Annotated in this window: 21 protein-coding genes and 3 tRNA genes; 14 read left to right on the top strand and 10 right to left on the bottom strand. The window is 64.6% G+C overall.

All coding sequences use genetic code 11. From position 1 onward, the window contains the following. Positions 1-11 precede the first annotated feature (11 nt). The gene (locus C1A15_RS12335; protein WP_101722848.1) at positions 12-626 is read right to left on the bottom strand and encodes a flavodoxin family protein; all 615 of its coding nucleotides are present in this window, start codon (positions 624-626) and stop codon (positions 12-14) included. Between the two features lie 115 nt (positions 627-741). Between C1A15_RS12335 and murI the strand changes: the two genes are divergently transcribed. The 3 genes from murI to C1A15_RS12320 all read left to right on the top strand — a co-directional run bounded on the left by murI (position 742) and on the right by C1A15_RS12320 (position 3561). Then, positions 742-1653 (top strand): glutamate racemase, encoded by a 912-nt coding sequence (gene murI, locus C1A15_RS12330; protein WP_101722847.1) that lies wholly within the window; start codon positions 742-744, stop codon positions 1651-1653. A 33-nt stretch (positions 1654-1686) separates the two neighbouring features. Beyond that, a complete protein-coding gene (gene rdgB / locus C1A15_RS12325) occupies positions 1687-2292 on the top strand; it encodes an RdgB/HAM1 family non-canonical purine NTP pyrophosphatase (protein ID WP_101722846.1) in 606 nt (201 codons plus the stop codon). 129 nt (positions 2293-2421) lie between these two features. After that, complete coding sequence (locus C1A15_RS12320; RefSeq protein ID WP_101722845.1) at positions 2422-3561, top strand: hypothetical protein; 1140 nt, start codon at positions 2422-2424, stop codon at positions 3559-3561. 115 nt (positions 3562-3676) lie between these two features. Here C1A15_RS12320 and C1A15_RS12315 read toward each other — a convergent pair. Then, positions 3677-3753: transfer RNA gene (locus C1A15_RS12315), tRNA-Pro, on the bottom strand. Positions 3754-4120: 367 nt separating this feature from the next. Here C1A15_RS12315 and C1A15_RS12310 point away from each other — a divergent pair. The 3 genes from C1A15_RS12310 to C1A15_RS12300 all read left to right on the top strand — a co-directional run bounded on the left by C1A15_RS12310 (position 4121) and on the right by C1A15_RS12300 (position 5850). Continuing rightward, positions 4121-4618, top strand: a complete 498-nt coding sequence (locus C1A15_RS12310) for a GNAT family N-acetyltransferase (RefSeq protein WP_101722844.1) — start codon at positions 4121-4123, stop codon at positions 4616-4618. Further along, positions 4611-5171, top strand: a complete 561-nt coding sequence (locus C1A15_RS12305; RefSeq protein ID WP_101722843.1) for a YdeI/OmpD-associated family protein — start codon at positions 4611-4613, stop codon at positions 5169-5171. The genes C1A15_RS12310 and C1A15_RS12305 overlap by 8 nt, the downstream gene beginning before the upstream one ends. Before the next feature lie 115 nt (positions 5172-5286). Next, positions 5287-5850: a DUF4256 domain-containing protein gene (locus C1A15_RS12300; protein WP_101722842.1), complete on the top strand. Its 564-nt coding sequence runs from the start codon at positions 5287-5289 to the stop codon at positions 5848-5850. 34 nt (positions 5851-5884) lie between these two features. Here the strand turns inward: C1A15_RS12300 and ligD are convergent, their stop codons facing one another. Then, a complete protein-coding gene (gene ligD, locus C1A15_RS12295; protein WP_101723787.1) occupies positions 5885-8344 on the bottom strand; it encodes a DNA ligase D in 2460 nt (819 codons plus the stop codon). 76 nt (positions 8345-8420) lie between these two features. Between ligD and C1A15_RS12290 the strand changes: the two genes are divergently transcribed. Beyond that, positions 8421-8494: transfer RNA gene (locus C1A15_RS12290), tRNA-Gly, on the top strand. 422 nt (positions 8495-8916) lie between these two features. Here the strand turns inward: C1A15_RS12290 and C1A15_RS12285 are convergent. After that, the gene (locus tag C1A15_RS12285; protein WP_101722841.1) at positions 8917-10638 is read right to left on the bottom strand and encodes an FAD-binding protein; all 1722 of its coding nucleotides are present in this window, start codon (positions 10636-10638) and stop codon (positions 8917-8919) included. Between the two features lie 245 nt (positions 10639-10883). Between C1A15_RS12285 and C1A15_RS12280 the strand changes: the two genes are divergently transcribed. After that, a complete protein-coding gene (locus tag C1A15_RS12280; RefSeq protein ID WP_101722840.1) occupies positions 10884-11795 on the top strand; it encodes a LysR family transcriptional regulator in 912 nt (303 codons plus the stop codon). 54 nt (positions 11796-11849) lie between these two features. Here the strand turns inward: C1A15_RS12280 and C1A15_RS12275 are convergent, their stop codons facing one another. Together C1A15_RS12275 and C1A15_RS12270 are read right to left on the bottom strand one after the other, a co-directional pair. Beyond that, complete coding sequence (locus C1A15_RS12275; RefSeq protein WP_101722839.1) at positions 11850-12092, bottom strand: glutaredoxin family protein; 243 nt, start codon at positions 12090-12092, stop codon at positions 11850-11852. A 287-nt stretch (positions 12093-12379) separates the two neighbouring features. Beyond that, a tRNA-Arg gene (locus C1A15_RS12270) sits at positions 12380-12455 on the bottom strand. Positions 12456-12995: 540 nt separating this feature from the next. Between C1A15_RS12270 and arcA the strand changes: the two genes are divergently transcribed. The 4 genes from arcA to C1A15_RS12250 all read left to right on the top strand — a co-directional run bounded on the left by arcA (position 12996) and on the right by C1A15_RS12250 (position 18154). Beyond that, entirely contained in the window at positions 12996-14213 is a 1218-nt protein-coding gene (gene arcA / locus C1A15_RS12265) for an arginine deiminase (RefSeq protein ID WP_101722838.1), read from the top strand. 180 nt (positions 14214-14393) lie between these two features. Continuing rightward, the gene (gene argF / locus C1A15_RS12260) at positions 14394-15389 is read left to right on the top strand and encodes an ornithine carbamoyltransferase (RefSeq protein ID WP_101722837.1); all 996 of its coding nucleotides are present in this window, start codon (positions 14394-14396) and stop codon (positions 15387-15389) included. A gap of 21 nt (positions 15390-15410) precedes the next feature. Beyond that, positions 15411-16364: a carbamate kinase gene (arcC, locus tag C1A15_RS12255; RefSeq protein ID WP_101722836.1), complete on the top strand. Its 954-nt coding sequence runs from the start codon at positions 15411-15413 to the stop codon at positions 16362-16364. A gap of 182 nt (positions 16365-16546) precedes the next feature. Next, a complete protein-coding gene (locus C1A15_RS12250) occupies positions 16547-18154 on the top strand; it encodes a YfcC family protein (RefSeq protein WP_101722835.1) in 1608 nt (535 codons plus the stop codon). Between the two features lie 120 nt (positions 18155-18274). Here C1A15_RS12250 and C1A15_RS12245 read toward each other — a convergent pair whose 3' ends face one another. After that, positions 18275-18709: a GNAT family N-acetyltransferase gene (locus tag C1A15_RS12245; RefSeq protein ID WP_101722834.1), complete on the bottom strand. Its 435-nt coding sequence runs from the start codon at positions 18707-18709 to the stop codon at positions 18275-18277. 206 nt (positions 18710-18915) lie between these two features. On the opposite strand from C1A15_RS12245, the gene argS reads away from it, so the two are divergent. Further along, positions 18916-20643 (top strand): arginine--tRNA ligase, encoded by a 1728-nt coding sequence (gene argS, locus C1A15_RS12240; protein WP_101722833.1) that lies wholly within the window; start codon positions 18916-18918, stop codon positions 20641-20643. A 334-nt stretch (positions 20644-20977) separates the two neighbouring features. Here argS and C1A15_RS12235 read toward each other — a convergent pair whose 3' ends face one another. Both C1A15_RS12235 and C1A15_RS12230 read right to left on the bottom strand, forming a co-directional pair. After that, positions 20978-22990 carry a cation:proton antiporter gene (locus tag C1A15_RS12235; RefSeq protein WP_101722832.1) on the bottom strand — a complete coding sequence of 671 codons (2013 nt, stop codon included), beginning with the start codon at positions 22988-22990 and terminating at the stop codon, positions 20978-20980. 102 nt (positions 22991-23092) lie between these two features. Beyond that, positions 23093-23629 (bottom strand): DUF1836 domain-containing protein, encoded by a 537-nt coding sequence (locus tag C1A15_RS12230; protein ID WP_101722831.1) that lies wholly within the window; start codon positions 23627-23629, stop codon positions 23093-23095. 166 nt (positions 23630-23795) lie between these two features. Here C1A15_RS12230 and C1A15_RS12225 point away from each other — a divergent pair, with 166 nt between their 5' ends. Beyond that, positions 23796-24650, top strand: coding sequence for a DegV family protein (locus tag C1A15_RS12225; protein WP_101722830.1), 855 nt, complete (start codon positions 23796-23798; stop codon positions 24648-24650). 125 nt (positions 24651-24775) lie between these two features. Here C1A15_RS12225 and C1A15_RS12220 read toward each other — a convergent pair whose 3' ends face one another. Continuing rightward, the gene (locus C1A15_RS12220; RefSeq protein ID WP_101722829.1) at positions 24776-26212 is read right to left on the bottom strand and encodes a sensor histidine kinase; all 1437 of its coding nucleotides are present in this window, start codon (positions 26210-26212) and stop codon (positions 24776-24778) included. Between the last annotated feature and the right edge of the window lie 2 nt (positions 26213-26214).

Raw genomic sequence — 26214 nt, 5'->3', positions numbered from 1 at the left:
TCGCGCCTGCGCTAGCGGATGAAGCTCGTCACGATCTTGCGCTCCATTTCGGGCACGGGCACGGAGGCGGTCGCCTGCAGCATCCAGGCCATGTTCGTGCCGAGGCCGCGCATGATCTGCATGCCTTCGGCGTCCTCGCGCACCTGCTCGACGCTCTGGCCGTGCACCATGGGCCAGTAGGTCGACGACACCACGGGCATGCAGCTTATCTGGAAGTACTTGTTGACCTGGTCGATGGCCGGGGTGGTGCCGGCGCGCCGCGCGGAGGCCACGGCGGCCGCGGGCTTGAAGCGCAGCGCCTTGGAGGCGGCGTAGAACATGCGGTCGAGTACGGCCAGCAGCGCGCCGTTCGCTCCCGCGTAGAACACCGGCGTTCCCACGACGAGGCCGTCGGCATCCACCGCCTTCTCGATGAGGCCGTTCGCCACGTCGTCGTCGAAGATGCAGCGATTGTCGCCGCGCTTGGAGCAGCCGCCGCATCCCAGGCAGCCGCGCACCGGCTCGCGCCCGATCCAGGCGACCTCGGTTTCGACGCCCTGCGCTTCCAGCGCGCCGGCCACCTCGCTGAGCGCGGTGTACGTGCAGCGCTTCTCGTTCGGGCTTCCGTTGATCAGCAGAACCTTCATAAGCTTCGCCTCGTTTCTCATCGTGCTTTCTCCGCTCATGCATCAGGTTAGCAGAAACTATGACCGGCGGGTGTCGAATGCAAACAACGAACGAACCCTGCGGTATACTGGGGCGATGGAAACCATCGAGACAACGACCGCGCCGTCCCTCGCCGAAGGCGCCGCAGGGTTCGACAACGCGCCCATCGGCGTGTTCGACTCCGGATTCGGCGGGCTCACCGTGGCGCGCGAGATCGCCAAGGAGCTGCCGAACGAGTCCATCGTGTACCTCGGCGACTCGGCGCGCTGCCCCTACGGGCCGCGCAGCCTCGACGAGGTGGACGGCTTCGTGCAGCAGATCGGCGCGTGGCTCGTCGGGCGCGGCGTGAAGCTCGTCGTCATCGCGTGCAACACGGCCACCGCGGCCGGCCTGTCCCACGCGCAGCAGACGTTTCCCGTGCCGGTCGTCGGCGTGGTGGAGCCTGGCGCCCGCGCTGCGGCCCACGCCACGAAGAACCGCCGCGTGGGCGTGATCGCCACGAAGGCCACGGTGGAGTCGGACGCGTACACGAAGGCCATCCGCCACCTCGACGCCGGCATCACCGTGTTCTCCACGGCCACGCCGCGTTTCGTGGAGATCGCCGAACAGGGTTTGCGCATGGCCGAGGGCCCCATCGAGGACTTCACGTCGCTCGTGTCCACCGTGTACATCCGCCCGGCGTTTCTGGAGATCGCCCGCGAGTACCTCGAGCCGCTGCGCCGCTGCGACATCGACACGCTCGTGCTGGGATGCACCCATTTCCCGCTGCTCAAAGCGCTTATCGGCGGCGTGGTGGGGCGCGACGTGACGCTGATCTCGTCGGCGCAGGAGGCCGCGCACGACGTGGCGCACATCCTCTCGCGGCGCGGCGCGCTGGCCTCGGACGACCACGAGCCCTGCTACGACTTCTACACGACGGGGGAGGACGTGGAGGAGTTCCGCAGCTTCGGCGCGCGCGTGTTCCGCACGGATATCGACCGGGTCGGGCGCGTCGCGTTTCCCTCGTAGCGCACATCACCCAAGGAGAAGGAGCCTCATCGCATGAAGACCATCGTCATCGCCAGCAACAACGCGCACAAGGCCGAGGAGATCGCCACGGCGCTCGACTTTCCCGGTTGGGAGTTCCGCACGCTGCGCGATCTGGGGCTTGATTCCGACCCGGTCGAGGACGCCGACTCGTTCGAGGGCAACGCGCGCATCAAGGCGCAGGCCGCCCGCGCGGCGAGCGGCGGTATGGCCGTGCTCGCTGACGACTCCGGGCTGGCCGTGGATGCGCTCGACGGCGCGCCGGGCGTGTACTCGGCGCGGTATGCGGGCGATCCGTGCGACGATGCGGCGAACAACGCCAAGCTGCTTGCGGAACTGGCCGGCGTGTCCGACGAGGAGCGCACGGGACGGTTCGTGTGCACGCTCGTGTTCATCGACGAGAACGGCGCCGAGACGGTCGCGCACGGCACCGTCGAGGGGCGCATCGGACACGAGGAGCGTGGGGAGCACGGCTTCGGCTACGACCCGTTGTTTCTGCCCGACGTGTTCGACGACGGCCGCACGCTCGCCGAGGCGCTGCCCGAGGAGAAGAACGCCGTGTCCCACCGCGGCAACGCCCTGCGCCAGCTGCGCGCGAAGCTCGCACCAAGCGGGCGGTGAGCCTGCGTCGGCAAGCGCTCCGTTCGCGCACGCTTTTGACAAGCAAAACTGCCTGAAAAGCGCGTGATCGCTTGACAAAAGCGTGCATGAGCGGCACGATCGGTTTTCGCCGCGACGGGAAGAGGCAGCATGTCCGGAATCATCACGCATTCGAATTCGAGCATGAGCAGGCAAGCTCTTCGACAGCAGGCCGAGAAGCATCGTCTCGTACGCCTGTTCCGCGGCGCGTACATAGATGCGCAGGAGTACGCGGCGCTCGACATCTCGGGAAGATACCGGGCCCGTGCCCAGGCGTTTCTCGCGACGCATGCGAAGCTTCGGGCGTGGGGGATCACCGCAGCCGCTCTTGAAGGGACGCCGGTCCTGAACGGAGCTCCTTTGCATTTCGGCGGCGCGCGAAGCCACGCCAAGAGCAAGCAGGACGGTTGCGCTTTTCACGAGGCTTCGCTGGAAGCTTCATCGAACCCTGTTGCGCAAACGCTCTTCGAATGCGCCTCGACCTCCCCTTTGCCGGATGCGCTCTTAGCGGCGAATTATCTGCTGCGACGTTCTTCCGCGCAAGCGCAGGGCGGTCTGGTGGCGTTCAGGGATCTGGACGAGAAGACGACCGAAGCGCTCGTATGGGAGCCTGCAACCTCTGAGGGCGGGGAAGCGGGCATCCCCACTGCGCTCGATATCCGCACGCTCGACGTGGAAGCCCCTGACTTCCTTGCCAACTACAGCGCTGCGCGCATGACCGGATTCGTTTCGCCGGAAGCCGAGCTCCTCTGGCTCGGCTTCGCGCAGCTCTGCCTCGTCAATGGCAGAAAACGCGGAGTGCGCAGCGCATTGAAGGCGGGCCTGTACTTTACCGACCAGGTTGAATCGCCGGCCGAGTCGTTGCTGGTCGCCCGTTGCGCCGAGCTTGGCTTCGAGATTCCCTATCTGCAGGTCAACATCCTCGATCCTTCGAACGGGAGGCATCTCGGTCGCGTCGACGGGCTCTGGCCTTCTGAAGCCGTGCGGAAGAGCCTCTATCGAAGCGATAGCCGGTTCGGGCGCTTTCTCCAATGCAGGCGGCTTGGAGACAACGGCTCCGTCGTCGTCGAATTCGACGGCAAGCTGAAGTATCGGCAAGATTATGCTGAAGTGTTGGAAAGGGAGCGGCAACGGCAAAATGCCATAGGGAATCTCGGGTTCCGATTCGTGCGCATCGGCTGGGACGATCTCATGCGGCCCGAGCGCTTGCGTTCGATCCTCGAAGCGGCCCACGTCCCGCGCTGCGGGTGAAAACGGGGCGAGCGCTTGTAGAAGTTGTGCGAATTGCTGCTTGATGCACGCTTTTGTCAACCATGTGCACCCAATCGAAGCTATTTCGCTTGTCAAAAGCGTGCATGAGGGAAAATGGTCGGGACGACAGGATTCGAACCTGCGACATCCTGCTCCCAAAGCAGGCGCGCTACCAAACTGCGCCACGTCCCGACGCGAAAAACGGCAGGAGCTAGTATAGCAGAACTCGGACGAAGCGCGTCTTCGAATCATGACAGACAACCCGGTCTCCTTCGATCTGCTGATGCACGCGCTCCGAGCTCGGGTCATCGCATCATCCATGGTGCGTTCGGCAATGGCTGGAAACGCGCAACCGGCCAACTATGTCACGGATGCGATCTAGTGCGAGCGGCTTCATGCCGCGAGATCGGGCTTTCAGCGAAACGGTGTGCTATCATTTCCGGACAGGATTGTATGAGAGTTGCGGGGATTTCGAGCAGGACGTCGCAGGTTCGAATCCTGTCGTCCCGACCGCTTATCTCGATCGATCGTGCCGGTGTCCCCGAATGACGGAGAGCCCATGACCAAGAGCCTCGCGCTGAGAGCGTTTCAAGACGACGACCTCCCCCTGTTCGAAAGCTGGCTGGCACGTCCCCATGTGGCCGCTTGGTACGGCGATCCCCTCGAGTGGATCGACGAGGTATGCAAGCGCCACGACGAGTATGCGTTCCTCCATCATTTCATCGTCGAAGCGGACGGCGAGCCCATCGGTTTCTGCCAATTCTACGAGTATGCCTGCGGCGGCGAGGACTGGCACGGCGACTTGGACGTGGCAGGCGTATACAGCATCGACTACCTCATCGGGGAGACCTCCTATCTGGGCAAAGGCCTCGGGTCGGCCATCGTCGGCGCGCTCGTCGAGCGCATCGCGGCGCGCGCCGACGCGCGATGCGTCATCGTGCAGCCCGAACCCGAGAACAAGGCTTCGTGCGGCGCGCTGTTGTCCAACGGGTTCTCCTTCGACTCGGCGCGCGAGTTGTACGCGCTGGACATCGCGAAAGGGGCGCAGCGTGGATGAGCCGTTGGTTTTCCCTGATCGGGCGGCGTTTCGGACGTGGCTCGACGAGTTCGGCGAGACGAGCGCCGGGGTGTGGCTGCTGTTCGGCAAGAAGGGCGGCCCCGTCACGCTCAAGGCAGCCGAGGCGTTGGAGGAGGCGCTGTGCTTCGGGTGGATCGACGGGCAGATGCAGAGTATCGACGCCGCCGCCTACCGCAAGTACTTCGCGCGCCGCACGCCGCAGAGCGCGTGGTCGGACAAGAACAAGGCGCTGGCCGAGCAGCTCGAGGCGCAGGGCCTCATGACCGATCGCGGGCGCGAGAGGATCGCAGCCGCCAAGCGCGACGGCCGTTGGGATGCACGCAAAGCGCCGGGGATCACCGAGGAGCAGATGGTGCAGCTCGAGGGCCTGCTGAAAGGCCATGAGCCGGCATGCTCGAACTTCAAGGCCATGTCGCCGTCGGTGCGCACCACCTACGCGAAGGCGTACTTCGGCGCGAAGACGGACGCCGGTCGTGCCAACCGCCTCGCGTGGATGCTCGACCGCCTCGAGAGGAACCTCAAGCCCATGTAGGCGGGGTGGCCGTCCGGTAACGGCTTGCCGCGCGTTGCGCGCGCTGCCCCACGCAGGCTGGCTGGCGCTTTACCATGGCGGAAACGACCGACCACCTGCGACCGAAGGATCCGCCATGGAAATCGAGAACACCCTCGCCGACGAACAGCGCACCGCGCTGCTGGACGTGCTGCGTGCGCGGTTCGAGCGCAATGCGCACCTCCATCCCGGCATCGCCTGGGACGGCGTGCGGGCGAAGCTGGAAGCGGACGACGGCAAGCTCGCCGCGCTCTTTGCTATGGAAGAAACGGGCGGCGAGCCCGACGTGGTCGCGTACGACCCGACGGCGGACGAGTACGTGTTCTACGACTGTTCGCCCGAAACGCCGACGGGCCGTCGGAACCTGTGCTACGACCGTGCGGCCTGGGAAGCGCGCAAACGCAACAAGCCCGCAGGCAACGCTGTCGACACGGCGGCCGCGATGGGCATCGAGCTGTTGACCGAGGCGCAGTACCGCGCGCTGCAGGAGCTAGGCGAGTTCGACGCCAAGACGTCGAGTTGGATCGAAACGCCCGAGTCGGTACGCGCGCTCGGCGGCGCGCTGTTCTGCGACCGCCGCTACAACCGCGTGTTCACCTTCCATAACGGCGCCGAATCCTACTACGCCTCGCGCGGGTTCCGCGGCTCGCTGCGCGTGTGAGCGTGCCGCCGGTCCGACCAGCGTAGCACGCCTCCTATTCGAGCGCCTGGTCCACGTCGAAGTAGCCGTCCCATGGATCGACGCCCTCGATGCGCGCGAGCGCGTCGGCCATCGTCACGGCGTTCGGGGCCACCTCGTCCAGCTCGTCCCAGGCCAGCGGCATGGACACGCGCGCGCCGCTGCGGGCGCGCAGCGAGTACGGGGCGATGCTCGTGGCGCCGCGCCCGTTGCGCATCCAGTCGATGAACACCTTGCCGGTTCGCTTCGCCAGCCGCACGTTGCTCGTGTAGCGGTCGGGCCATTTCTCGGCCATCACCTGGGCGATGCGCTTCGCGAAACCGTAGAACGCGTCCCATGACGCGGCGGGCTCGAACGGCACCACCACGTGGTAGCCCTTGCCGCCGCTCGTCTTGAGGAACGTCCTCAACCCCAGTTCGTCGAGGATGCCCTTCAGGTCGCGCACGCCTTGGCGCACCTGCACAAGCTCGAGGCCCTTGTCGGGATCGAGGTCGAACACCATCATGTCGGGCTGCTCGAGCGTTTCGACCTTGCTGCCCCATACATGGAACTCGAGCGTGTCCATCTGCGCTTCGTATACGAGTCCGGCGGCGTCCTCCACGTAGAAGTAGGGCTCGTCCTCTCCGCTGCTCGTGGGGATGGAAACGGTGCGCACGCCCGGAGTGGAGGGGCCGGGGTGCTTCTTGAAGAAGCAGGCCGAGCCCGCGCCGCGCGGGCATCGCACGATGCTGAGGATGCGGCCGCCCGCGAAGGGCAGCATGCGCTCGGCCATGCGGGCGTAGTAGCGCACCACGTCCTCCTTCGTGATGGGCGGATCCTCGAACAGCAGCTTGCCGGGGTTCGTGATGCGCACGCCGTCGATATGCAGCTCGGCGCTCTTCTCGTTGACGGTGCTTATAGGCGGCTCCATTCGCTCGGTCGGGTTCGGAGAAGGCTCCTCGGCGGGTTCCCGCTGCACGTCGCGCGGATCCTTGTCGGTGCGCAGGCCGAGGTAGCTGGGGTGGCGCAGCAGGCCGTCCTCCGTCCGCTCGGAGAACTTCACCTGCACGACCGTCTGGGGGTCGAGCCATGTGACGTGCTCGCCGGCGCGCGGCTTCGGGGCACCGTCGAAGGGGGCGTCCGGTCGCTCGAGGCCCTCGAACGCCTCGAGCAGTTCGCGCGACGCCGCTTCGCCGAGGCCCGAGCCTACGCGCCCTGCGTACGCGAGACGCGCGCCCTCGTGCAAGCCCAGCAGCAGCGAGCTGATGCCGTGCGCGCGCTTGGACGAGCGCGTGTACCCGCCGACGAGGAACTCCTCCTCGTTGCCGCACTTCAGCTTGATCCAGTCGCCGACGCGCCCGCTGCGGTAGGGCGCGTCGGCGCGCTTGCCCACCACGCCCTCGAGGCCTTGCTCGCAGGCGGCGCGGAAGCTCTCGGCTCCGTTGCCGCGTACGTGCACGCTGTAGCGAACGTCGGCAGGCGCGTCCTGCAGCAGCGTCTCAAGCAGCTGCTTGCGCTCGACGAGCGGCCGGTCGCGCAGGTCCTCGCCGTCGAGCGCCAGCAGGTCGAACGCGATGTAGGCGGGATGCTTGCCGGAAGGGTCGCGCAGGAAGCTCTGCAGCGCCTGGAAGTCGGTCTTGCCGGCCTCGTCGGCGACCACGAGCTCGCCGTCGAGCACCATCGCGCGCCGACCCGCCCAATCCTCCAGCGAGCGCGCGACGGCGCCGAAGCGCTCGGTGTAGTCGTTGCCGTTGCGCGTGACGAGGCGCGCCGTGCCGCCCTCGAGGTAGGCGACGATGCGGTAGCCGTCGTACTTGACCTCGAACACCCAATCGTCTCCGGACGGGGCCGCGCTCACGAGCTTGGCGAGTTCCACGTCGACGCTATCGAACGGGTTCTCGACGATGCGTTCCTCCTCCCCACGGGCGATCTCGTCCATCGTGCGCCCCGTCTGCACGGACGTGTCGAAGCCCTCGATGCCGGCGCGCGGTTGGACCAGGTCGTCCTTCTCCTTGATGAGCAGCCAGTTGTTGTCGCGTTCGCGACCCTTCGGCTTCATGTGCACGAGCACCCACGCGCCCTTGAGGCGGTGCCCGTCGAGCACGAACTTGAGATCGCCGTCGCGCAACCCTTCCTCCACGTCCACGAGCGGCTCCCAGTAGCCTTCGTCCCACAGCATGACGGAGCCGCCGCCGTATTCGCCTTGCGCGATGGTTCCCTCGAACGTGCGGTAGTCCAGCGGGTGGTCCTCCACCCGCACCGCCAGCCGCTTGTCGCGCGGGTTGTAGGACGGTCCTTTGGGAACAGCCCAGCTCATAAGCGCACCGTTCCATTCGAGCCGCAGGTCGTAGTGGTCGCGCGACGCCAGGTGGTGCTGCACGGCGAAGCGGAGCCGCCCGTCTCCGTCCTCCTCGGGGCGCGGTTCCATCGTGCCGGGCGGTTCCGCCGTCCGGTCGAAGTTGCGCTTGCGGTTGTAGTCGCTCAAAGGAGAGGTCATGGCCACCTCGTGGTTCTTCTCGGATTATTTCGCTCGCATCGGGCGAACTTGCGGTACAATAGTCGCCGCGCAAAACGCGGGTGTGGTTCAATGGTAGAACCTGAGCCTTCCAAGCTCATGACGCGGGTTCGATTCCCGTCACCCGCTCCACGAATTCGCAGGCCGTGCACCGAGGGTGCGCGGCTTTTTCTTTTCCGGCTTTCAATCGCTATGGTGAGCCTCTTGCGTGGGCTGATGCGCGTGCATCGGCTTTTTGCCGCCCAATCGTAGCGCCGATGCCACGCGTCCGTTGCGGGATGATTCGAGAGCCGCGGTCGATTTTGGTAAGTTCGGGTCGTTGTGGCTATCCTCAATAGGGGATATGATCTCTTCGTGCGCTTCTGAACAGGCGTGACGTTCATGAGCTTTGGGCGATGTGCTCCAAACCACGAGAAAACCCTCGCATATCGCCCCCGAACTTGCCGCCGTGCGCCCGCACCACGCACGTCCCTCGCGCCCGTGCAGGTCGAAGCCCCGGCTGCGCGCGCGGCCGGGGCTTCTGGGAGGGGAGGGGGGGGAGAAAGGGAGGCGCGCTACGCCAGCAGCTCCTTGGCGTCCTTCATGGCCAGGCGTCCGGAGTTGACCGCCCATGCCGCCTGGGAGCCGGGGGCGAACTTCACGTCGTAGGAGTCGCCGTACAGGCCGCCCGCGTCGGAGCCGCCCGCGTACAGGCCCACGATGACCTGGCCGTCCTGGTCGAGCACCTGGGTCTTCTCGTTCACCTTGATGCCGCCGCACGTGGTGTAGAAGCCGTCTGCCGTCTCGCACAGCCAGTAGGGCCCCTCGTCCATCTTGTGCAGGTACTTCGCGCGCTTGCCGAACTCCTCGTCGGCGCTCGTGTCGTCGCCGTCGAGGCCGGCGGCCGCGTCGCAGTAGCCGTTGTACTGGTCGACGGTGGCCTTCACCGCGGCCGGGTCGAGCCCCACTTCCTTGCATACGGCTTCGAGGGAGTCGCCCACATGGCAGCCCTCGGCCTTCTCAAGCACCTCGCGCGCCTTGGCCAACGGCGTGCCGGGCGTGCCGAACGAGAACACCTGGCCGTCGGGGCCTTCCGCTTCCCAGCGCAGCATGTCGGCCTCGGTGAACAGCGCGAACGTCTTCTCCTGGTTGCGCACGCAGATGCCCGCGCCCGCGAAGTCGTCGAGCCACAGGTCTTCCTTGCAGAAGCGCGAGCCGCTCTCGTTGAGCCACAGCGTCGGCTGCACGCCGGCGGAGTACGCATCGGTGGTCCACGTGGCCGTCACGGCGCCGATGGTCACCGGGCCGCACCACATGACCGTGCCCAGCCCTTCGGCCATCTCCGCGCCTGCGTCCTTCGCCATCTTGATGCCGTCGCCGGCGCGGCAATCCATGCCGAGCGCCTGGATGTTGGCGTTCTTCGTCTCGGACACGGCGTAGAGGAACTCGGAGTTGTTGGCATAGCCGCCGGTGGCGATCATCACGACGGGGGCCTCCACCTTCAGCACTTCGCCGTTCTCCTTCTCGGCGAGCACGCCCTTCACCTTGCCGTCCTCCACGACGAGCTTGCGGCCGAACGTGTTGAAGTAGGCCTGCACGCCCAGCTTCTCGGCTTCGGCGCCGAAGCACTGCATGAAGTAGCCGCCGGGGCTCGCGTTGTCGCCCTTGTCGTAGACGTGCCACACCTTCGGGCCCACGCCGATGGAGATGTTGCCCTCGAACTGGATGCCGTGGCTCTCGAGCCAGTCGATGGTTTCGGACGTCTGGCCGAAGAAGTTCTCGTACAGCTTGTGCTGGGGGATCCAGTGATGGTAGTTCAGGCAGGTGTTGATGGCGTTCTTCACGCCGTAGGGGGCATCGGGGCTGTAGGCGCCGGCGAACTTCACGCCGCCGTCGGCTTCGGTGAAGTGCGTCTCGAGGCCGGTCATGCCCTCGGTGCCGATGAACGATCCGCCGTAGCCGCTCAAACGCTCGATGACGACCGGCTTGAGCCCCAGGTCGATGGCTTGGATGGCCGCTGCCGTGCCTGTGCCGCCCGCGCCCACGATGCACACGTCGGCCTGCACGGTCTCCTTCGGCTCGCCCAGCTCGGGGATGCTCCAGATGGCGTCGTCGGCGGCGGTGGAGCTGCCCGACGCGGCGCTCGCGTCGGAGCCCTCGGCGGGGGCGTCGGCCTTGGCGTCCTTGGTCTGCTGCGGCCCGCAGCCCGTCAGCGCCGCGCCGGCGAAGCCTGCGGTTAGAATACCGGCGCCTGCGAGAAAGGAACGCCTGCTCAAGTTGTTGGTAGCTGCACTCATGATGGATCCTCCTTAGCTGCCTCCGTTACGAGGAAGCGGATTGCGGCCGCCCTCCTGCGGCCTGTCCCCACTGTAGTTTCTCATGGATATTTCGTGCAAGAGCTTGACGTGTAGCTACTTGGATGCTGTTGAAACTCTTAGTTTCAAGCACAGCAGAAAGCCGGGTCCGCCTCGCGCCGTCGTAGTACAATGGGCGACGCGGAGCAGGGGAGGGAGCCCTTCCGCATCGGAGGGAGGGACGTGCGATGGTGCAGGACAAGTACGACTACTTCATGCTGGCTTACGATTCGCCTAGCTTCAGCGCCGCGGCCGGCAAGGTCCCCATGTCGCCGCAAGGATTCGCGAAGGCGATCCGCAACCTCGAGCGCGAGCTGGGCGTGCCGCTGTTCGCGGTGGAGGAGGACGGCACCCGTCGTGCGACGCCCTACGCCGACGAGCTGTACGAGTACGCCAAGCGCATGCGCGCCGAACGCAACCTGCTGGCCAGCGCTTTCGAGCGCATCTCGTCGAGCGGTTACGTGGAGCTGCGCATCGCCTGCTCGTTGGGCGTGCCCGGGCTTCTGGGATCGGGCTTTCTCGACGGCTTCCTCAAGCAGCATCCCGACGTGTCCATCACGCTCAACGAGATGCCCGACTCGATGTGCGAGTCGGTGCTGCGCGACGGCCTGTACGACCTCGCGCTCACCGTGACGTCCTCCGTCGACGACTTCGACTCCCACGAGCTGTACTCCTCGCCCGTGAGTTACTGGGTGCGCAGCGACGATCCTCTCAGCGAGCGCGCCGTGCTCGAGCTCGAAGACCTGGCGCAGCGGCGCCTTGCCATTCCCGGCGACGACTTCAAGTGCTACCGCGACCTCGTGGGCCGCTTCGAGCGCGAGAGGGTCCGCCCGCCCGAGATCGTGAAGTACTCCGAGATTTTCTGGATATACGAATTCGTTCTGCGCGGCGAGGGCATCGGGTTCACGCTGCCGCACCTCGCGTCGCTCGAGGTGTTCAAGGGCAGCGAATCGGTGGTGGCCGTGCCGACCTGCGGTTTCAGTTGGGGATTCGGCGTGTCGCACCTCAAGGCGCACACCCTGGGACCGCGCGAGGAGGATCTGATCGCCTACCTGGACGAGCGGGTGGCGCATCGCCGTCGCGGCAGGTTCACGGCATGAAAAAGCCCGCAGTGTTTGCGGGCGGTTGTTCGATCGAGGCGACGGGCGATCGCGTTACGCGACGGTCGTGCGCAGGTAGGCGATGATGTCGTCCGACTCGTAGAGCGGCTTGCCGTTGATGACGAGGCACGGCACCTGCTTCTTGCCGCCGATGCGGACGAGGTCGTTCTGGTTGCCGGGCTGCAAGGTGTCTCGCGTGTCCATCGTGATTTTGTTGTCATCCATGAAGCGCAGAACCTTTTGGCAGAACGGGCACTGCTTCTTGTAGTACAACGTGTGGTTTTCCATGTACGGCATGGGCAGCTCCTCTCGATGTGCGATCGAAGAATATTCATGAGCTCGGGGATGATAGAGCTTTCCATGTTACGCCAACGATCGCACGGGACGAGCCGATTCGGAGGGCTGTTGCCAATCGGTTGACAACTCTCCGCACCCCGTTGGAAAAAGACGGGTGTTTGTCATCACTCTGTAACTACCTAAGAACTTTCTATTGTGATATAGAGAAAAGTATGCGATACTATTTTGTTTTTCGCTCAAAGGGATGCAAAAGGGGGATTGCGCGAAGCGGCAGCGTAAGCGAAAGATGGCGCGCCCGGCAGGACTCGAACCTGCAACCGACGGATTAGAAGTCCGTTGCTCTATCCATTGAGCCACGGGCGCGTTTCAGCGAGCATCGGTATTATACCGTAAAATCCCCCTGTGCGAAGCATGGATAAGTCAAGCGTTTCGGCGGGGGAGCGAAGAAGTAAAATCTGCCCGGTATCTGGTATTTTACCGAAGATCGCCCATGGTTCGACCCCGCGGGGCGTCCCCAGGGCGCGCTGCCTGATCGGCATGATCCGAAGCGGTTGCGCCCGAAATGCATCTTTTTCAATGTTTATGCATTCGAGTTAATCAAATATGCAATTCGCAAGGCCGGCGCACGGTCGTCTCAGGGGCGAAACAGGGTGAAAAACGCCGCTTCATCGCTATAGCGTGAAAAAGCAAATGTGGCGAAAATATGAAAAACTGCTCAACGAGAGGTGACCATTCGCCGAAAAAACACGAGGTATCGCGAGGGGCACCGTTTTGTTTCGTTTTTGTGGTTGCAATTTGATCCGAACCATGAGATTTTGGCGAAGTGAACGGACACCCGGTGCGCAACGGGTGCTTCCGCAAGCCAAAAATCTGGAAAATGCATAAAGGAAAAGGAGGGTTGCTATGGCTGGTTTGAACGTCAAGAGCGAGATCAAGCCCTTGAAGAAAGTTCTGCTCCACCGCCCTGGTCGAGAGCTTCTGAACCTGACGCCGAACACGCTCGAAGAGCTGCTGTTCGACGACATCCCGTTCTTGAAGGTCGCCCAGGAAGAGCACGACGCGTTCGCGCAGATACTCCGCGACAACGGCGTCGAGGTCGTGTACCTCGAGAAGCTCATGGCCGAAGTGCTCGATCAGAACCCCGAGCTGCGCGAGCAGTTCCTTAAGCAGTTCATCGAGGAAGCCGGCATCCGCACGGATCGCTACCAGAAGATCATCTTCGACTACCTCAATGACAACTATCCCGACAACCTCGACCTGGTCATGAAGACGATGGAGGGCATCAACCTCACCGAGCTTCACACCGATGCGTCGAACTCGCTCGTCGACCTCGTCAGCGAGGCCTCCAAGATGGTCGTCGCCCCCATGCCGAACCTGTACTTCACCCGCGACCCGTTCGCGTCCATCGGCAACGGCGTGTCCATCAACCGTATGTACTCCGTCACGCGCAACCGCGAGACCATCTACGCCGAGTACATCTTCGGGAACCATCCTGATTTCGCGGACGTCCCCGAGTACTACAGCCGCTACAACACGTTCCACATCGAGGGCGGCGACATCCTCAACATCAACGACAAGGTGCTGGCTATCGGCATCTCCCAGCGCACCGAGCCCGATGCCATCGACGCCATTGCGCACAATATCTTCAACGATGAGACGAGCCCGGTCGAGACCATCCTGGCGTTCAACATCCCGAACAACCGCGCCATGATGCACCTCGACACCGTGTTCACCCAGATCGACGTCGACAAGTTCACCATCCACCCGGGCATCATGGGCCCGCTGACCGTCTTCGAGATCACCCCTGAGGGCGACGGCATCAAGGTCAAGGAGATGAACGGCAAGCTCGAGGACATCCTCGAGAAGTACGTCGGCAACCCGGTCGAGCTCATCCCCTGCGGCGGCGGCGACCGCATCGCGGCCGAGCGCGAGCAGTGGAACGACGGCTCGAACACGCTGTGCATCGCCCCGGGCACCATCGTGGTGTACGAGCGCAACGACGTGACGAACGCGCTGCTCAAGGAGAAGGGTCTCACGGTTCTCGAGATGCCCTCCGCCGAGCTGTCCCGCGGTCGTGGCGGCCCGCGCTGCATGAGCATGCCGCTCGTGCGCGAGGACTAAGGTTCCAAGCTCGCGCGCAGCTGCATGTGCGCGAGTGCTGTTTGAGCTACCCTTGCCTTTTCCGGATTGCCGGGGCCGTGCAACGCGGCCCTGGCGTTCGAAGAGGGGCGGGCGGAATTACTTGGCACCGCCTGCCGGTATCATGTTTGGTTTTGTAAGCAACGTTGAAAGGAATGATCTATGCCTACTAGCCTGAGCGGTCGCGACTTCCTGCGCCTCCTCGACTTCACCACCGAGGAAATCGAGTACCTGCTGAAGTTGTCCCGCGAATTCAAGAACCTGAAATTGACGGGTACCCCCCATCGTTACCTCGAGGGCAAGAACATCGTCCTCCTGTTCCAGAAGACGTCCACCCGTACGCGTTGCGCGTTCGAGGTCGGTGCCATGGACCTCGGCATGGGCGTGACCTACCTTGATCCGGGCAGCTCCCAGATGGGCAAGAAGGAGTCCATCGAGGACACCGCCCGCGTGCTCGACCGCTTCTACGACGGCATCGAGTTCCGCGGCTTCGCCCAGTCCGACGTGGAAGAGCTGGCTGCCGGCGCCTCCGTGCCGGTGTGGAACGGCCTGACCACCGAGTGGCACCCCACCCAGATGCTCGCTGACATCCTGACGGTTCAGGAGAACTTCAACTACGACATCAAGGGCAAGACGCTGGTGTTCATGGGCGACGCCGCCAACAACGTGGCCCGTTCGCTCATGGTCGTGTGCGCCAAGCTGGGCTTGAACTTCGTCGCTTGCGGCCCCAAGGAGAACATGCCCGACGCCGACCTCGTGAAGACCTGCGAGGAGATCGCTGCCGAGAACGGCTGCACGATCAAGCTGACCGAAGACGTGAAGGACGCCTGCACGAACGCCGACGTCATCTACACCGACGTGTGGGTGTCCATGGGCGAGCCCGACGAGGTGTGGGCCGAGCGCATCAAGCTCCTCGAGCCGTACCGCGTGACGAAGGAAGTCATGGCCATGGCCAACCCCAACGCTATCTTCCTGCACTGCCTGCCGTCGTTCCACGACACCAACACCACCACCGGTGCCGACATCGCCGAGCGCTTCGGCGTCACGGAGATGGAAGTCGAGGACGTCGTGTTCGAGTCCAAGCAGTCCAAGGTGTTCGACGAGGCCGAGAACCGCATGCACACCATCAAGGCTGTCATGTACGCGACGCTCTCCTAAAGAAAGAAACGGTGATCCAGTATGCCTTACGCTAAAGGAGAAGGCCCCAGCGTCGTCATCGCGCTCGGCGGCAACGCCCTGGGCAACACGCCCCAGGAGCAGCTGGCGCTCGTGAAGAACACGGCCAAGCACATCGTGGACATGGTGGGCGAGGGCACCAACGTCGTGGTCTCCCACGGCAACGGCCCGCAGGTCGGCATGATCAACAACGCGTTCGCCTACGCGTCCCAGCACGACGGCAAGACCCCGGAGATGCCGTTCCCCGAGGCCGGCGCCATGAGCCAGGGCTACATCGGCTACCAGCTGTCCCAGGCCATCCTCAACGACATGAAGGAGCGCGGCATCATGCGCTCCACGGCCTGCGTCGTGACCCAGACGGTCGTGGACCCGGACGACCCGGCGTTCCAGAACCCCACCAAGCCCGTCGGCGCCTTCCTCACCGAGGAGGAGGCCAAGGCCAAGGCCGAGGAGACCGGCTGGACGTTCAAGGAGGACGCCGGCCGCGGCTGGCGCCAGGTGGTGGCCTCGCCCAAGCCCGTGCGCATCGTCGAGTTCGACGCCGTGAAGGACCTCATGGACGACGGCTACATCGTGGTGTCCACGGGCGGCGGCGGCGTGCCGGTGTTCGAGACGGAGGACGGCTACGTCGGCGTCCCCGCCGTCATCGACAAGGACCGCTCCTCGGCCAAGCTCGCGGCCGACTTCGGCGCCGACATGCTCGTCATCCTCACGGCCGTCGAGAAGGTGTGCGTCAACTTCGGCAAGCCCGACCAGGCCGAGATCAGCACCATGACGGTCGCCGAGGCCGAGGAGTACATCGCCCAGGGCCAGTTCGCCCCCGGCTCCATGCTCCCGAAGGTGGAGGCGTGCATCGAGTACGTGCGCGCGTTCCCCGAGGGCAAGGCGCTCATCACGAGCCTCGAGTGCGCCGCCGCGGGCCTCGAGGGCAAGACGGGCACGGTCATCACGGCGTAAACGTTTTGCGTGTGCGCGGAAGGCTTCCCACGCTTCCGCACGATGGATCGGTGGCATGCGCTTCGGCGCATGCCACCGTAGCAGGGGTACAGCGGATTGTGCGGTTACGCTTCCACTGATCCGCTTGAAAATTTCTCGTTCGCCAAAATATCCGACTCGATCCTCAAATAGGAGGGGTTGTTATGACCGAGAAAGCAAAAGAAAAGAGCAAGAAAAAGCGATCTATATCATCGTTTACCATCCTGCTGATCATCTTGATCGTGCTGGCGCTGGTCACGGTAGTGATGTCGCTGGTTGGTGTGCAGGGAATCGAAGGCGCCACGGTTGCCAATGTGGCAACGGCTCCCGTTAAGGGCTTTACCGACGCTCTACCCGTTTGTCTGTTCGTGCTGATCCTGGGTGGCTTCCTGGGCATCGTCACGGAGACGGGCGCGCTGGACGCCGGTATCGCAGCGCTGGTGAAGAAGCTGAAGGGCAACGAGCTCGTGCTCATCCCCATTCTGATGTTCATCTTCTCCATCGGCGGTACGACGTACGGCATGTGCGAGGAAACGGTACCGTTCTACCTGCTGCTCGCGGCCACGATGGTCGCCGCAGGCTTCGACAGCGTTGTCGGTGCTGCGGTCGTCCTGTTGGGCGCTGGCTGCGGCGTGCTCGGTTCGACGGTCAACCCGTTCGCCGTTGGTGCTGCCGTTGACTCCCTGAGCACGTCGGGCATCGAGATCAACCAGGGCACCATCATCATGCTCGGCGTGGTGCTGTGGCTCGTGACGCTGGCGATCTCCATCGTCTTCGTCATGCGCTACGCGAAGAAGGTCAAGGCCAACAAGGGTTCCACCATCCTGTCCTTGCAGGAGCAGGAGACCATGAAGGCCGAGTTCGGCGAGGCTCAGCAGGAAGCTGAAAGCGCTGAGGCGAACCCGAACGAGAAGCTTATGACGGGCCGCCAGAAGTGGACGCTCATCGTGTTCGCTCTGACGTTCGTGGTCATGATCGTCGGCTTCATCCCCTGGGGCGACTTCGGCGTCGAGGTGTTCGATGCCGGCGCAGCCACGGAGGAAGTCACGACGCCGGTTACCGGTGACGACATCTCCGCCGTGTACGCAGATGAAGACATGGGCGAGCTGACCTTCACGGGCGATGTGTCCGGCACGGTCACGACGGAAGACCAGATTTCCGAGGGTTGGTCCGCGTTCCTGACGGGTCTGCCGCTGGGTCAGTGGTACTTCGACGAGGCTTCCACCTGGTTCCTTATCATGGCCATCGTCATCGGCATCGTCGGCGGCGTGTCCGAGAGCCGTTTCGTGAAGGCGTTCATCAACGGCACCGCCGATATGATGAGCGTCGTGCTGATCATCGCCATGGCCCGTTCGATCACGGTGCTCATGGGCGAGACCGGCCTCGACATGTGGATTCTCGAGAACGCAGCGAATGCGTTGAACGGCCTGTCGGCAGTCATCTTCGCCCCCATGTCGTTCCTGCTGTACATCGTGCTGTCGTTCCTCATCCCGTCGTCGTCCGGCATGGCAACGGTGTCCATGCCCATCATGGGGCCGCTGGCGAACTCGCTGGGCTTCTCGACCGACGTCATGATCATGATCTTCAGCGCCGGCAACGGCCTGGTGAACCTGTTCACCCCGACGAGCGGTGCGATCATGGGCGGTTTGGCGCTGGCCAAGGTGGAGTACTCCACGTGGCTGAAGTTCGGCGGCAAGCTGTTCGTGATGCTGGGCGTGGCGTGCGTGATCATCTTGACGGTTGCGATGATGGTCATACCAGGCGTCGCGTAAGCGCATCGCGACAAGCGAAACCGCGTGGTGCACGACGGTATACGAGAGCCCCCGCTTCGGCGGGGGCTCTTCGCGTAGGCAGGGGTCGAAATGAGACGTTGACCCCGCCCCTTTGTCTCGTTACAGCGCCTTCTTCATCCAGATGTGCTCGACGTGCTCGTCCAGCTCGACGGGGCCGTACTGCTCGTAGCCCGCGCGCTCGTAGAACGGCGTGACGCGGCACTGCGCGTGCAGGTGCACCTCGGCGGCGCCGGCTTCGCGCGCCAGGCGCTCGGACTCGGCCAGCAGCTTGGCGCCGAAGCCGCCATGGCGCGCCTCGGGCAATACGGCCAGGCGGCCGAACACCCAGCGTCCGGGCTGGTGGGGATGGTCGGGGTCGGGGAAGACGCGTGCGCACCCGACGAGGGCGTCGTCAACGTAGAGCGTCACGTGGATGGTGCGCGGGTCGTCGTCCACGGCGTCGAACTCGTCTTGAAATCCCTGCTCCTCCATGAAGACGCGCGTGCGCACGATGCGCGCGTCTTCGAAGTTCCCGTGCTCGAATCGCAAATCCATGCTGGCCCTCTCTCTCGTCGGTCGCAGGCAACTCTACCATATCTGCGCAACGAAATCGGTCTTATCCGAGGTCGTGTGTATGTTTTCTGCATAACGGGCCTCCGGGCGAAACGCGTTGGGGGCCGCGTGCCCCAAACATGCGCGAACATGGTAGAATCGAATGACGTGTAAAAGAAGGACCCATCCGCTAAGGAAAGATGCGTACCATGCAAATTCGCGAACAACTTGAACAGCTGATCGACGCAGCCGTCGCGGCCGCGTGCGAGGACGGAACGCTCACGCTCGAGCAGGCTCCCGAGGCGGCCCTCGAGCGCCCGCGCGACGAGAGCAACGGCGATTGGGCGTCCACCGTCGCCATGCGTTCGGCAAAGCTCGCCAAGAAGAATCCGCGCGAGATCGCCCAGATCATCGTCGACCACCTTCCGGAGAACGACATGATCGCCTCCGTCGACATCGCTGGCCCCGGCTTCATCAACATCCGCCTTGCGAACGCCGTGCTGCAGAGCGTCGTCGCCGCCGCGCGCGCCGAGAAGGGCGACTTCGGCAAGGGTACCATCCCGGAGGGTGAGCGCAAGATCAACCTCGAGTACATCTCGGCGAACCCGACCGGCCCCCTGCACGTGGGCCACGGCCGTTGGGCCGCGCTCGGCGACGCCACGGCGCGCGTCATGCGCCACGCAGGCTACGACGTGTTCGAGGAGTTCTACATCAACGACGCCGGCACGCAGATGGACAACTTCGGCGAGTCGGTGGCCGTGCGCTACCAGCAGCTGCTCGGCCGCGACGTCGAGATGCCGGAGGCGTGCTACGCGGGCTCTTACGTGAAGGATATCGCGCAGACCATCATCGACGAGGACGGCGATGTGTGGCTCGACGCCGACCCGAAGGAGCGCATGGAGAACTTCCGCGAGCGCGCCTACGCCTACGAGCTGGCCGAGCAGCATCGCGTCACCGAGCGCTTCGGCACCACGTTCGAGTGCTGGTTCTCCGAGCGCAGCCTGTACGTGCCTGACGAGACCGGCAAGAGCGCGGTCGACCGCAGCCTCGAGGCCATGGACGAGAAGGGCTACATCTACGTCGAGGACGGCGCAACCTGGTTCAAGTCGAGCGCGTTCGGCGACGAGAAGGATCGCGTGCTCATCAAGGCCAACGGCGAGATGACGTACTTCATGAGCGACGTGGCGTATCACTACAACAAGATGGAGCGCGGCTTCGACCATCTCATCAACATCTGGGGCGCCGACCACCACGGCTACATCGCCCGCTGCGAGGCCATGCTCGCGGCCTGGGGCTGGCCCGGCGCGCTCGAGATCATGCTCGGCCAGCTGGTGAACCTGTTCCGCGACGGCGAAGCCGTGCGCATGTCCAAGCGCACCGGCGAGATGATCACGTTCGAGGAGCTCATCGACGAGGTGGGCGTGGACGCGACCCGCTACCTCATGCTGGCGAAGTCCTCCGACCAGCCCATCGACTTCGACATCGAGGTGGCGAAGAAGAAGGACGCGTCGAACCCGGTGTACTACGTGCAGTACGCGCATGCCCGCATCTGCTCGATTCTGCGCAAGGCCGCCGACGAGGCCGACGCCGAGGCCGCCGCGAACGGCGACATCACGATGGACGAGCTGGCCGCGAAGGTGATCCCGGCGAACGTGGACCTGTCGCCGCTCACGCACGAGTCGGAGCTCGCGCTCATGCGCAAAATGGACGACTTCGGGCCGCTCGTGGCCCAGGCGGCCCGCGATCGCGCTGCGTTCCGCCTGACGCACTACGCGCAGGACCTTGCGGCGCTGTTCCACTCGTTCTACACGAACTGCCATGTCATCGGCGAGGAGGACGACGTGAAGAACGCGCGTCTGGCACTCGCGGACGCCACTCGCATCGTGCTGGCCACCACGCTCGATCTCTTGGGTGTCACGGCCCCGGCCAAGATGTAGCGCGCTCGTCAGAAAGCGCTTGCGGCGCGTTTCCGCAGCAAGGTTCGACGATCGAAAGAGCCGGAGCCCTCAGGGGGTTCCGGCTCTTTTCTTGTGTTCGGTCGTTCCGGCGCGGCGATATGGTGCAAAATCGGACTTTTGGCAGAGCGCGCGGCGCGGCTGATCGAAGGGAGGTTGCGCTACCAGGGGTTTTGCTGAAGAGCGCGCCAGCGGGCAATCCTCGGGCGCGCTGAAAGCGGGAAAAAGCCGCCAAAAACCCGATTCTGCAACGCATAGGCCCTCGCATGCTTGCCCCAGGCGCCGCTTTGACCCGTCCGACCGCGCCGGGGGCGTCCTACACGTTGTCTTCCAGGTCCACCTGCATGAGGTAGACGTTCTCGCGGAGGCGCTTGTACGAGGCGCGGCACAGCTCGCCTTCCTCGTAGCGCGCTTGGATCTGGTCGAGCTCGAGGCGAAGGCCGTAGCGCTCGATGTCGAGCGCCTTGCCGGCGGTGTTCGTGAGCGCGGTGATGGACGGGTTCGCGTTGCGCATCGCCGTGATGGAGCGCTGGTATTCCAGCAGGAGCGTGCTCACGTCCTCGGTGGGCTCGTTCGAGTCGGGGGAGGCCAGCTTCTGCTGCAAGCGTTCCACCACGTGCTCGGCGCACTGCATCTGCAGGTCGCGAACGGCCTGCACGCGCTCGGTGACGTTGATGCCGGGCAGCCCGGAGACGATGCGGTGCCAGCCCGAGCGCACGATGGCGCGCAGGCGCAGCATGAAGTTCTGCGCGGACCAGCGGCCACGATGGTGCTGCAGCATGTTCTCGATGCGGGCGAGACGGCTGAGGTACTGATAGCCGATGATGGGGTAGATCTCCTCGTCGTCGATGAGCTTGAGCACGAGCTGCTGCTCCCACGCCACCGCCTGGAGGCGCAGGGCGGTGTTCGGCTTGTCCTCGATGTCGTTGCGGCTCTTGATGCGCGCGATGCGGTCGTTGTAGGAGTGGATGACCATCTGCGTGGCGGCGCGGTTCTCGGTGGTCTGGCGCGCGGCCAGGTCCTCGATGACGGTGCGCAGGATCTCGATGCTCACCTCGGTCTCGTCGCAGCGCAGGTCCTCGTCGGTGGGGGGCTTCTTCGGGGCCAGCAGCGGCACCACGAACGTGGCCAGCAGCAGGGTGATCACGATCACGCCGCAGGCCATGAATATCATGAGATCGCGTTGGGGCACGGAGTAGGGGATGGTGAACGCCACGGCCAGCGTGATGGTGCCCTTCGGCCCTCCCAGCGTCATGACGGCGGCCGAGCGCACGTTCTCCAGGCCGAACGTTCCGGAATCGGGGTCTTTGCGGTTGTGCACCCACTCCATGAGCAGCACCCAGACGAACCGCACGGCGATGATGAGCAGCGCGAGGCCCAGCACGTAGGCGATCAGCTTGTCGTTGGCGATGGCGGTGCTCTCCCACGTGCCTTGGAACGCGAGCGGCAGCTGCGTGCCCAGCAGCACGAACACCACGCCGTTGAGCGTGAACGACAGCACGCGCCACACGCTCGTCGACACGATGTTCATGCGCGAGATGGACGGTCCGATGACGCGCGGCGAGATGACGTTCACGAGGCCGGCTGCCACCACGGCCAGGATGCCGCTCGTATGCAGCGCGTTCGCCACGAGGTACACGATGAACGGCGTGAACACCTCGAACAGCACGTGGAACGTCGTGTTCTCCAGCCCCCAGGAGCGCACCTTGCGCACGAGGAAGTTGCCCAGATAGCCCAGCACGATGCCCATGAGGATGCCGCCGAAGAAGCTGAATAGGAAGTCGGCCGTGGCGTCCACGAGCGAGAACGTGCCCGTGACGGCGGCGGCGATGGCGAATTGGAACGAGACGATGCCCGACGCGTCGTTGATGAGCGATTCGCCTTCGAGGATGCTCTTGGATCGCGATGAGATGTTGGTCTCCTTCGACAGCGACGCCACGGCCACCGCGTCGGTGGGGCCGAGCGCCGCGCCTAGCGCGAACGCCGCGAACAGGCTGATGGAGGGCACGAGCCAGTTCACCGCGAAGCTCACGACGAGCGCGGTGGCCACCACGAGCCCGATGGCCAGCGACAGCACGGGCCGCCGGTTCTTCCACAGCGACGCCTTGTCGATGTTCTTGGCCTCGTCGTAGAGCAAAGGCGCGATGAACAGCACGAGGAACAGCTTGTCGTCGAGCTCGATCTTGATTTGGGAGGAAGCGAGAAGCGCGATGCCCAGTCCCAGCAGTATCTGGATGAGGGGCGAGGATATCTTGGGCACCAGCTGGTCGATGACCGACGAGACGAGGACTGCTGCCAGCAAGAGCAGGGCGAGCATGAGCGCTTCCAAGGGCTCCTCCTATCGTGGGATGGGGATCGACCCTTCTATTGTAACCGAGCTCGTCGTATATGCCCGAAGGTGCGCACGAAATGAGCGGAAGACGTAACGTCGCTACGTTCGGGACACCGCGATGCTCGCCTTGATGTAGAGCGTGTAGGCGACCGCCGCGGTGGAGGCCAGCACGAGATCGCGTTCGAAGTCTCCTTCGTTCGCACCGCTCATCAGGCCCTTCGGGCTGGCGGGCACGGGGGCGAACAGCGCACGCAGCGCCGCTTCGAACGCGTCGCAGTAGTAGTCGTAGGCCACGTGCGTGTCGAAGCTGGAGATTTGCATGCGGATGAGGCGATCGATCTCGGCGATTGAGAACGTCTGCTTGAGCGTGCAGATGACGACGAGGTAGGCGATATGGGAGCGCGTGTATTTCTTGCCCGCCGCCGATGCCAGCACGCCCTGCTTCACGTAGTTGTTCACCATCGAGCGCGTGATGATCTTCTCGTCCGACTGGTACAGGGGGCCGAGCGTCTCCTCGAGGTAGCCGATGAGCTGGTCCATGTACAGGTCGATCGAAGGGATCTCCTCGTAGCGGGGCAGATGGAGCGCCACGAGACCCTCGGCGTACGAGGATGCGCTGACGGAAGCGTCGTTCATGGAGGAGCCTTTCGCGTAAGGAACGGGGAGCCGAAACACGAGGATAGCAAGAAGGGCGTTTGGAGTCAATCTTCCGAACTCCTTGACATGGTGTGCTGCAACCAATAATCTAGTTATTGAAACTAGATAGCATGGGGGAGACCCCGACCGAACGAAAGCAGGCCGTATGGACTCCAACCGCATCGCCCTCGTCATCGACTCGTGCACGGACGTGCCGCCCGCCGACATCGAGCGCTACGGCATGTACGTGGTGCCGCTGCAGGTGAACTACGAAGGCGAGAGCTTCCTCGACAAGGTGACCATCACGCCCCAGCAGGTGTACGACCGGTTCAGCGAGGAGGTTCCCACCACGTCGACGCCCACGCCGGCCATCGCGCGCGAGGTGCTGCAGCGCGTGGTGGACGACGGTTACGAGCAGGCCGTCATCGTCACCATCTCGAGCGGGCTGTCGGCCACATGCGAGCTCATGCGCTCGCTCGTCGTGGGCATGCCCGAACTGAACTGCCACATCGTGGACACGAAGAACATCGGCATGGGAGCGGGCCTCGTGGCGCTCGCGGTGGCGCGCAGGCTGGCCGCCGGCTCCACGCTCGACGAGCTGCGACGCGACAGCGACCGCATCGTGGAAAGCACCAAGGTCTTCTTCTGCGTCGACACGCTCGAGTACCTGCACAAGGGCGGCCGCATCGGCAACGTGACGTACGCCGTGGGCAGCCTGCTCGACATGCGGCCGGTGATCAGCTGCAACGAGAAGGGCGTGTACTACACGGTGGCGAAGGCGAAGGGCCGCCGCCAATCGCTCAAGAAGGCCATCCGGTGCGCCGAGGAGGCGGCGGCGCGCTTCCCGCGCTGCGCGATGGCCGTGGTGAACGGCGACGCGGCCGAGGAGGCCGCCGAGGTGAAACGCGAGCTGGAGGGGAGCGTGCGCAACGTCGACGCCTGGTACGAGGGGCAGATCAGCCCCGTGCTCGTCGTGCACACCGGCCCCGGCCTCATCGGCATCGGCGTGAGCGGGGCGTAAAACCGCGCGTCGGCGCGTCGGGGTGAGACAGAGGGACGGGGTAATCGTCTCATTCCGCCGAAAGGATTTCGGTCAACTCTTGTTTACTGCAGAATGAGACGATTACCCCGTCCCTCTGTCTCACCCTAGGCCAGTGGCAGCGTGACGGCCACGGTGAAGCCCGCGCCCTCTTCGCCGTCGAGCGCGAGCGAGCCGCCGTGCGCGCGGGCGATGCGGTCGATGAGCACGAGCCCCAGGCCGTGATCCTTGTCGAACGAGCCGGCAGCGCTCTTCGCGGTGCGCGAGCGTGCGAGGCGCGCTTCGAGCTCGGCGAGCTCGACGGGCGCGAGCCCTGCGCCGTCGTCGCTCACGCTGATCGTGCAGCGCGCATCGTCGTGCGCCGTCAACGTCACGCGTATCGCGCATCCTTGCTCGTTGTGCAGGCGCGCGTTCGCGAGCGCGTTCTCCACCGCGCGCGTCAGCAGCCGCTCATCGCCGAGCACCACGGCGTTGAGCGCGCCTTCGTCGATGTCGAGCTCGACGGGATGGCGCTCGTCCAAGCCGCTGTTCGCATGGGCGGCCACCACGGTGCGCAGCAGGCGTGCCGCATGCACGCGTTCGAGGCGCAGCGGCTGCATGTCGTAGTCGAGCTGCGAGGCGGTGTTGAGGTCGCAGACGAGATCCTTGATCTTGAGCCCCTGCGTGCGGATGACCCGAGCGCGCTCGCGCGCCTCCTCGTCGGTGCCTGCGTCCTGTGCGAGCGCGTCGGCGTAGCCGAGGATCATCGACAGCGGCGTGCGGATGTCGTGCGAGATGCCGCGGATCCAGCTTGCGCGGGCGGCGTCCTTCTGCTCGATGATGGCGCTCGTCTCGGTGATCTGGTCGCCGATGCCGCGCAGGTCGCCCTTGAGGTGCAGCTCGGCCGCCCGCCCGTCCGACAGCGCGTCGAGTGCGTCGGCGATGGGAGCCACGGCGTTCTGCGTGCGGCGGCGCGACACCGCGTAGATGGAATAGAGGATCCCTAGGTCGACCGCGAATATCAGCAGCACGTACAGCGGGAAGTTGCGCACGGTGGACGCGGGATAGGTCAGCGTCATCGTCCAGAACTCGTGCTTCGGGAAGCCGAGGAGCAAGAGGCCGTCGTCGCGATCCCAGAAAAACGTCGGATAGTCGGCGACGACCGCGTAGTGGGCCGCCATCGCCACGTCGTTGATGTCGAACCGGTCGGGCACGTCGTCGGGCTTGCCTTGGAACCACGTCACCGCACCGTCCTCCCCGATGACGAGGGCCCATGCGCCCTGCTGCTCGAGCGCTTCGATCCCGGCCTCGCCGAGCGTCCATGCGCCGTCGTCTTGCCGCTCGAGCGCCTGGTCGACGGCGCGCATCGTGGACGCGGGCGTGCCGTCGTTGAAGTTCGAGTTCGATTCCTGGTAGGCGATGACGGCGTACAGGAAGAAGTCGACCACCACCACGAGCAGCGCCAGCGCCAAGAACAGCAGCAGCTGCTTGGTGAAGAAGCGCGCGAAGCCCACCGACGGGGCGCTGCGGCGCGCGCGGCCCGAGGCGCGGGGAGGCCGTCCCATGC

This window comes from Eggerthella timonensis, assembly GCF_900184265.1.
Taxonomy (GTDB): domain Bacteria; phylum Actinomycetota; class Coriobacteriia; order Coriobacteriales; family Eggerthellaceae; genus Eggerthella; species Eggerthella timonensis.
The sequence above is the reverse complement of the archived record's forward strand: the minus strand, read 5'-3'. Positions and strand labels throughout refer to the sequence as shown.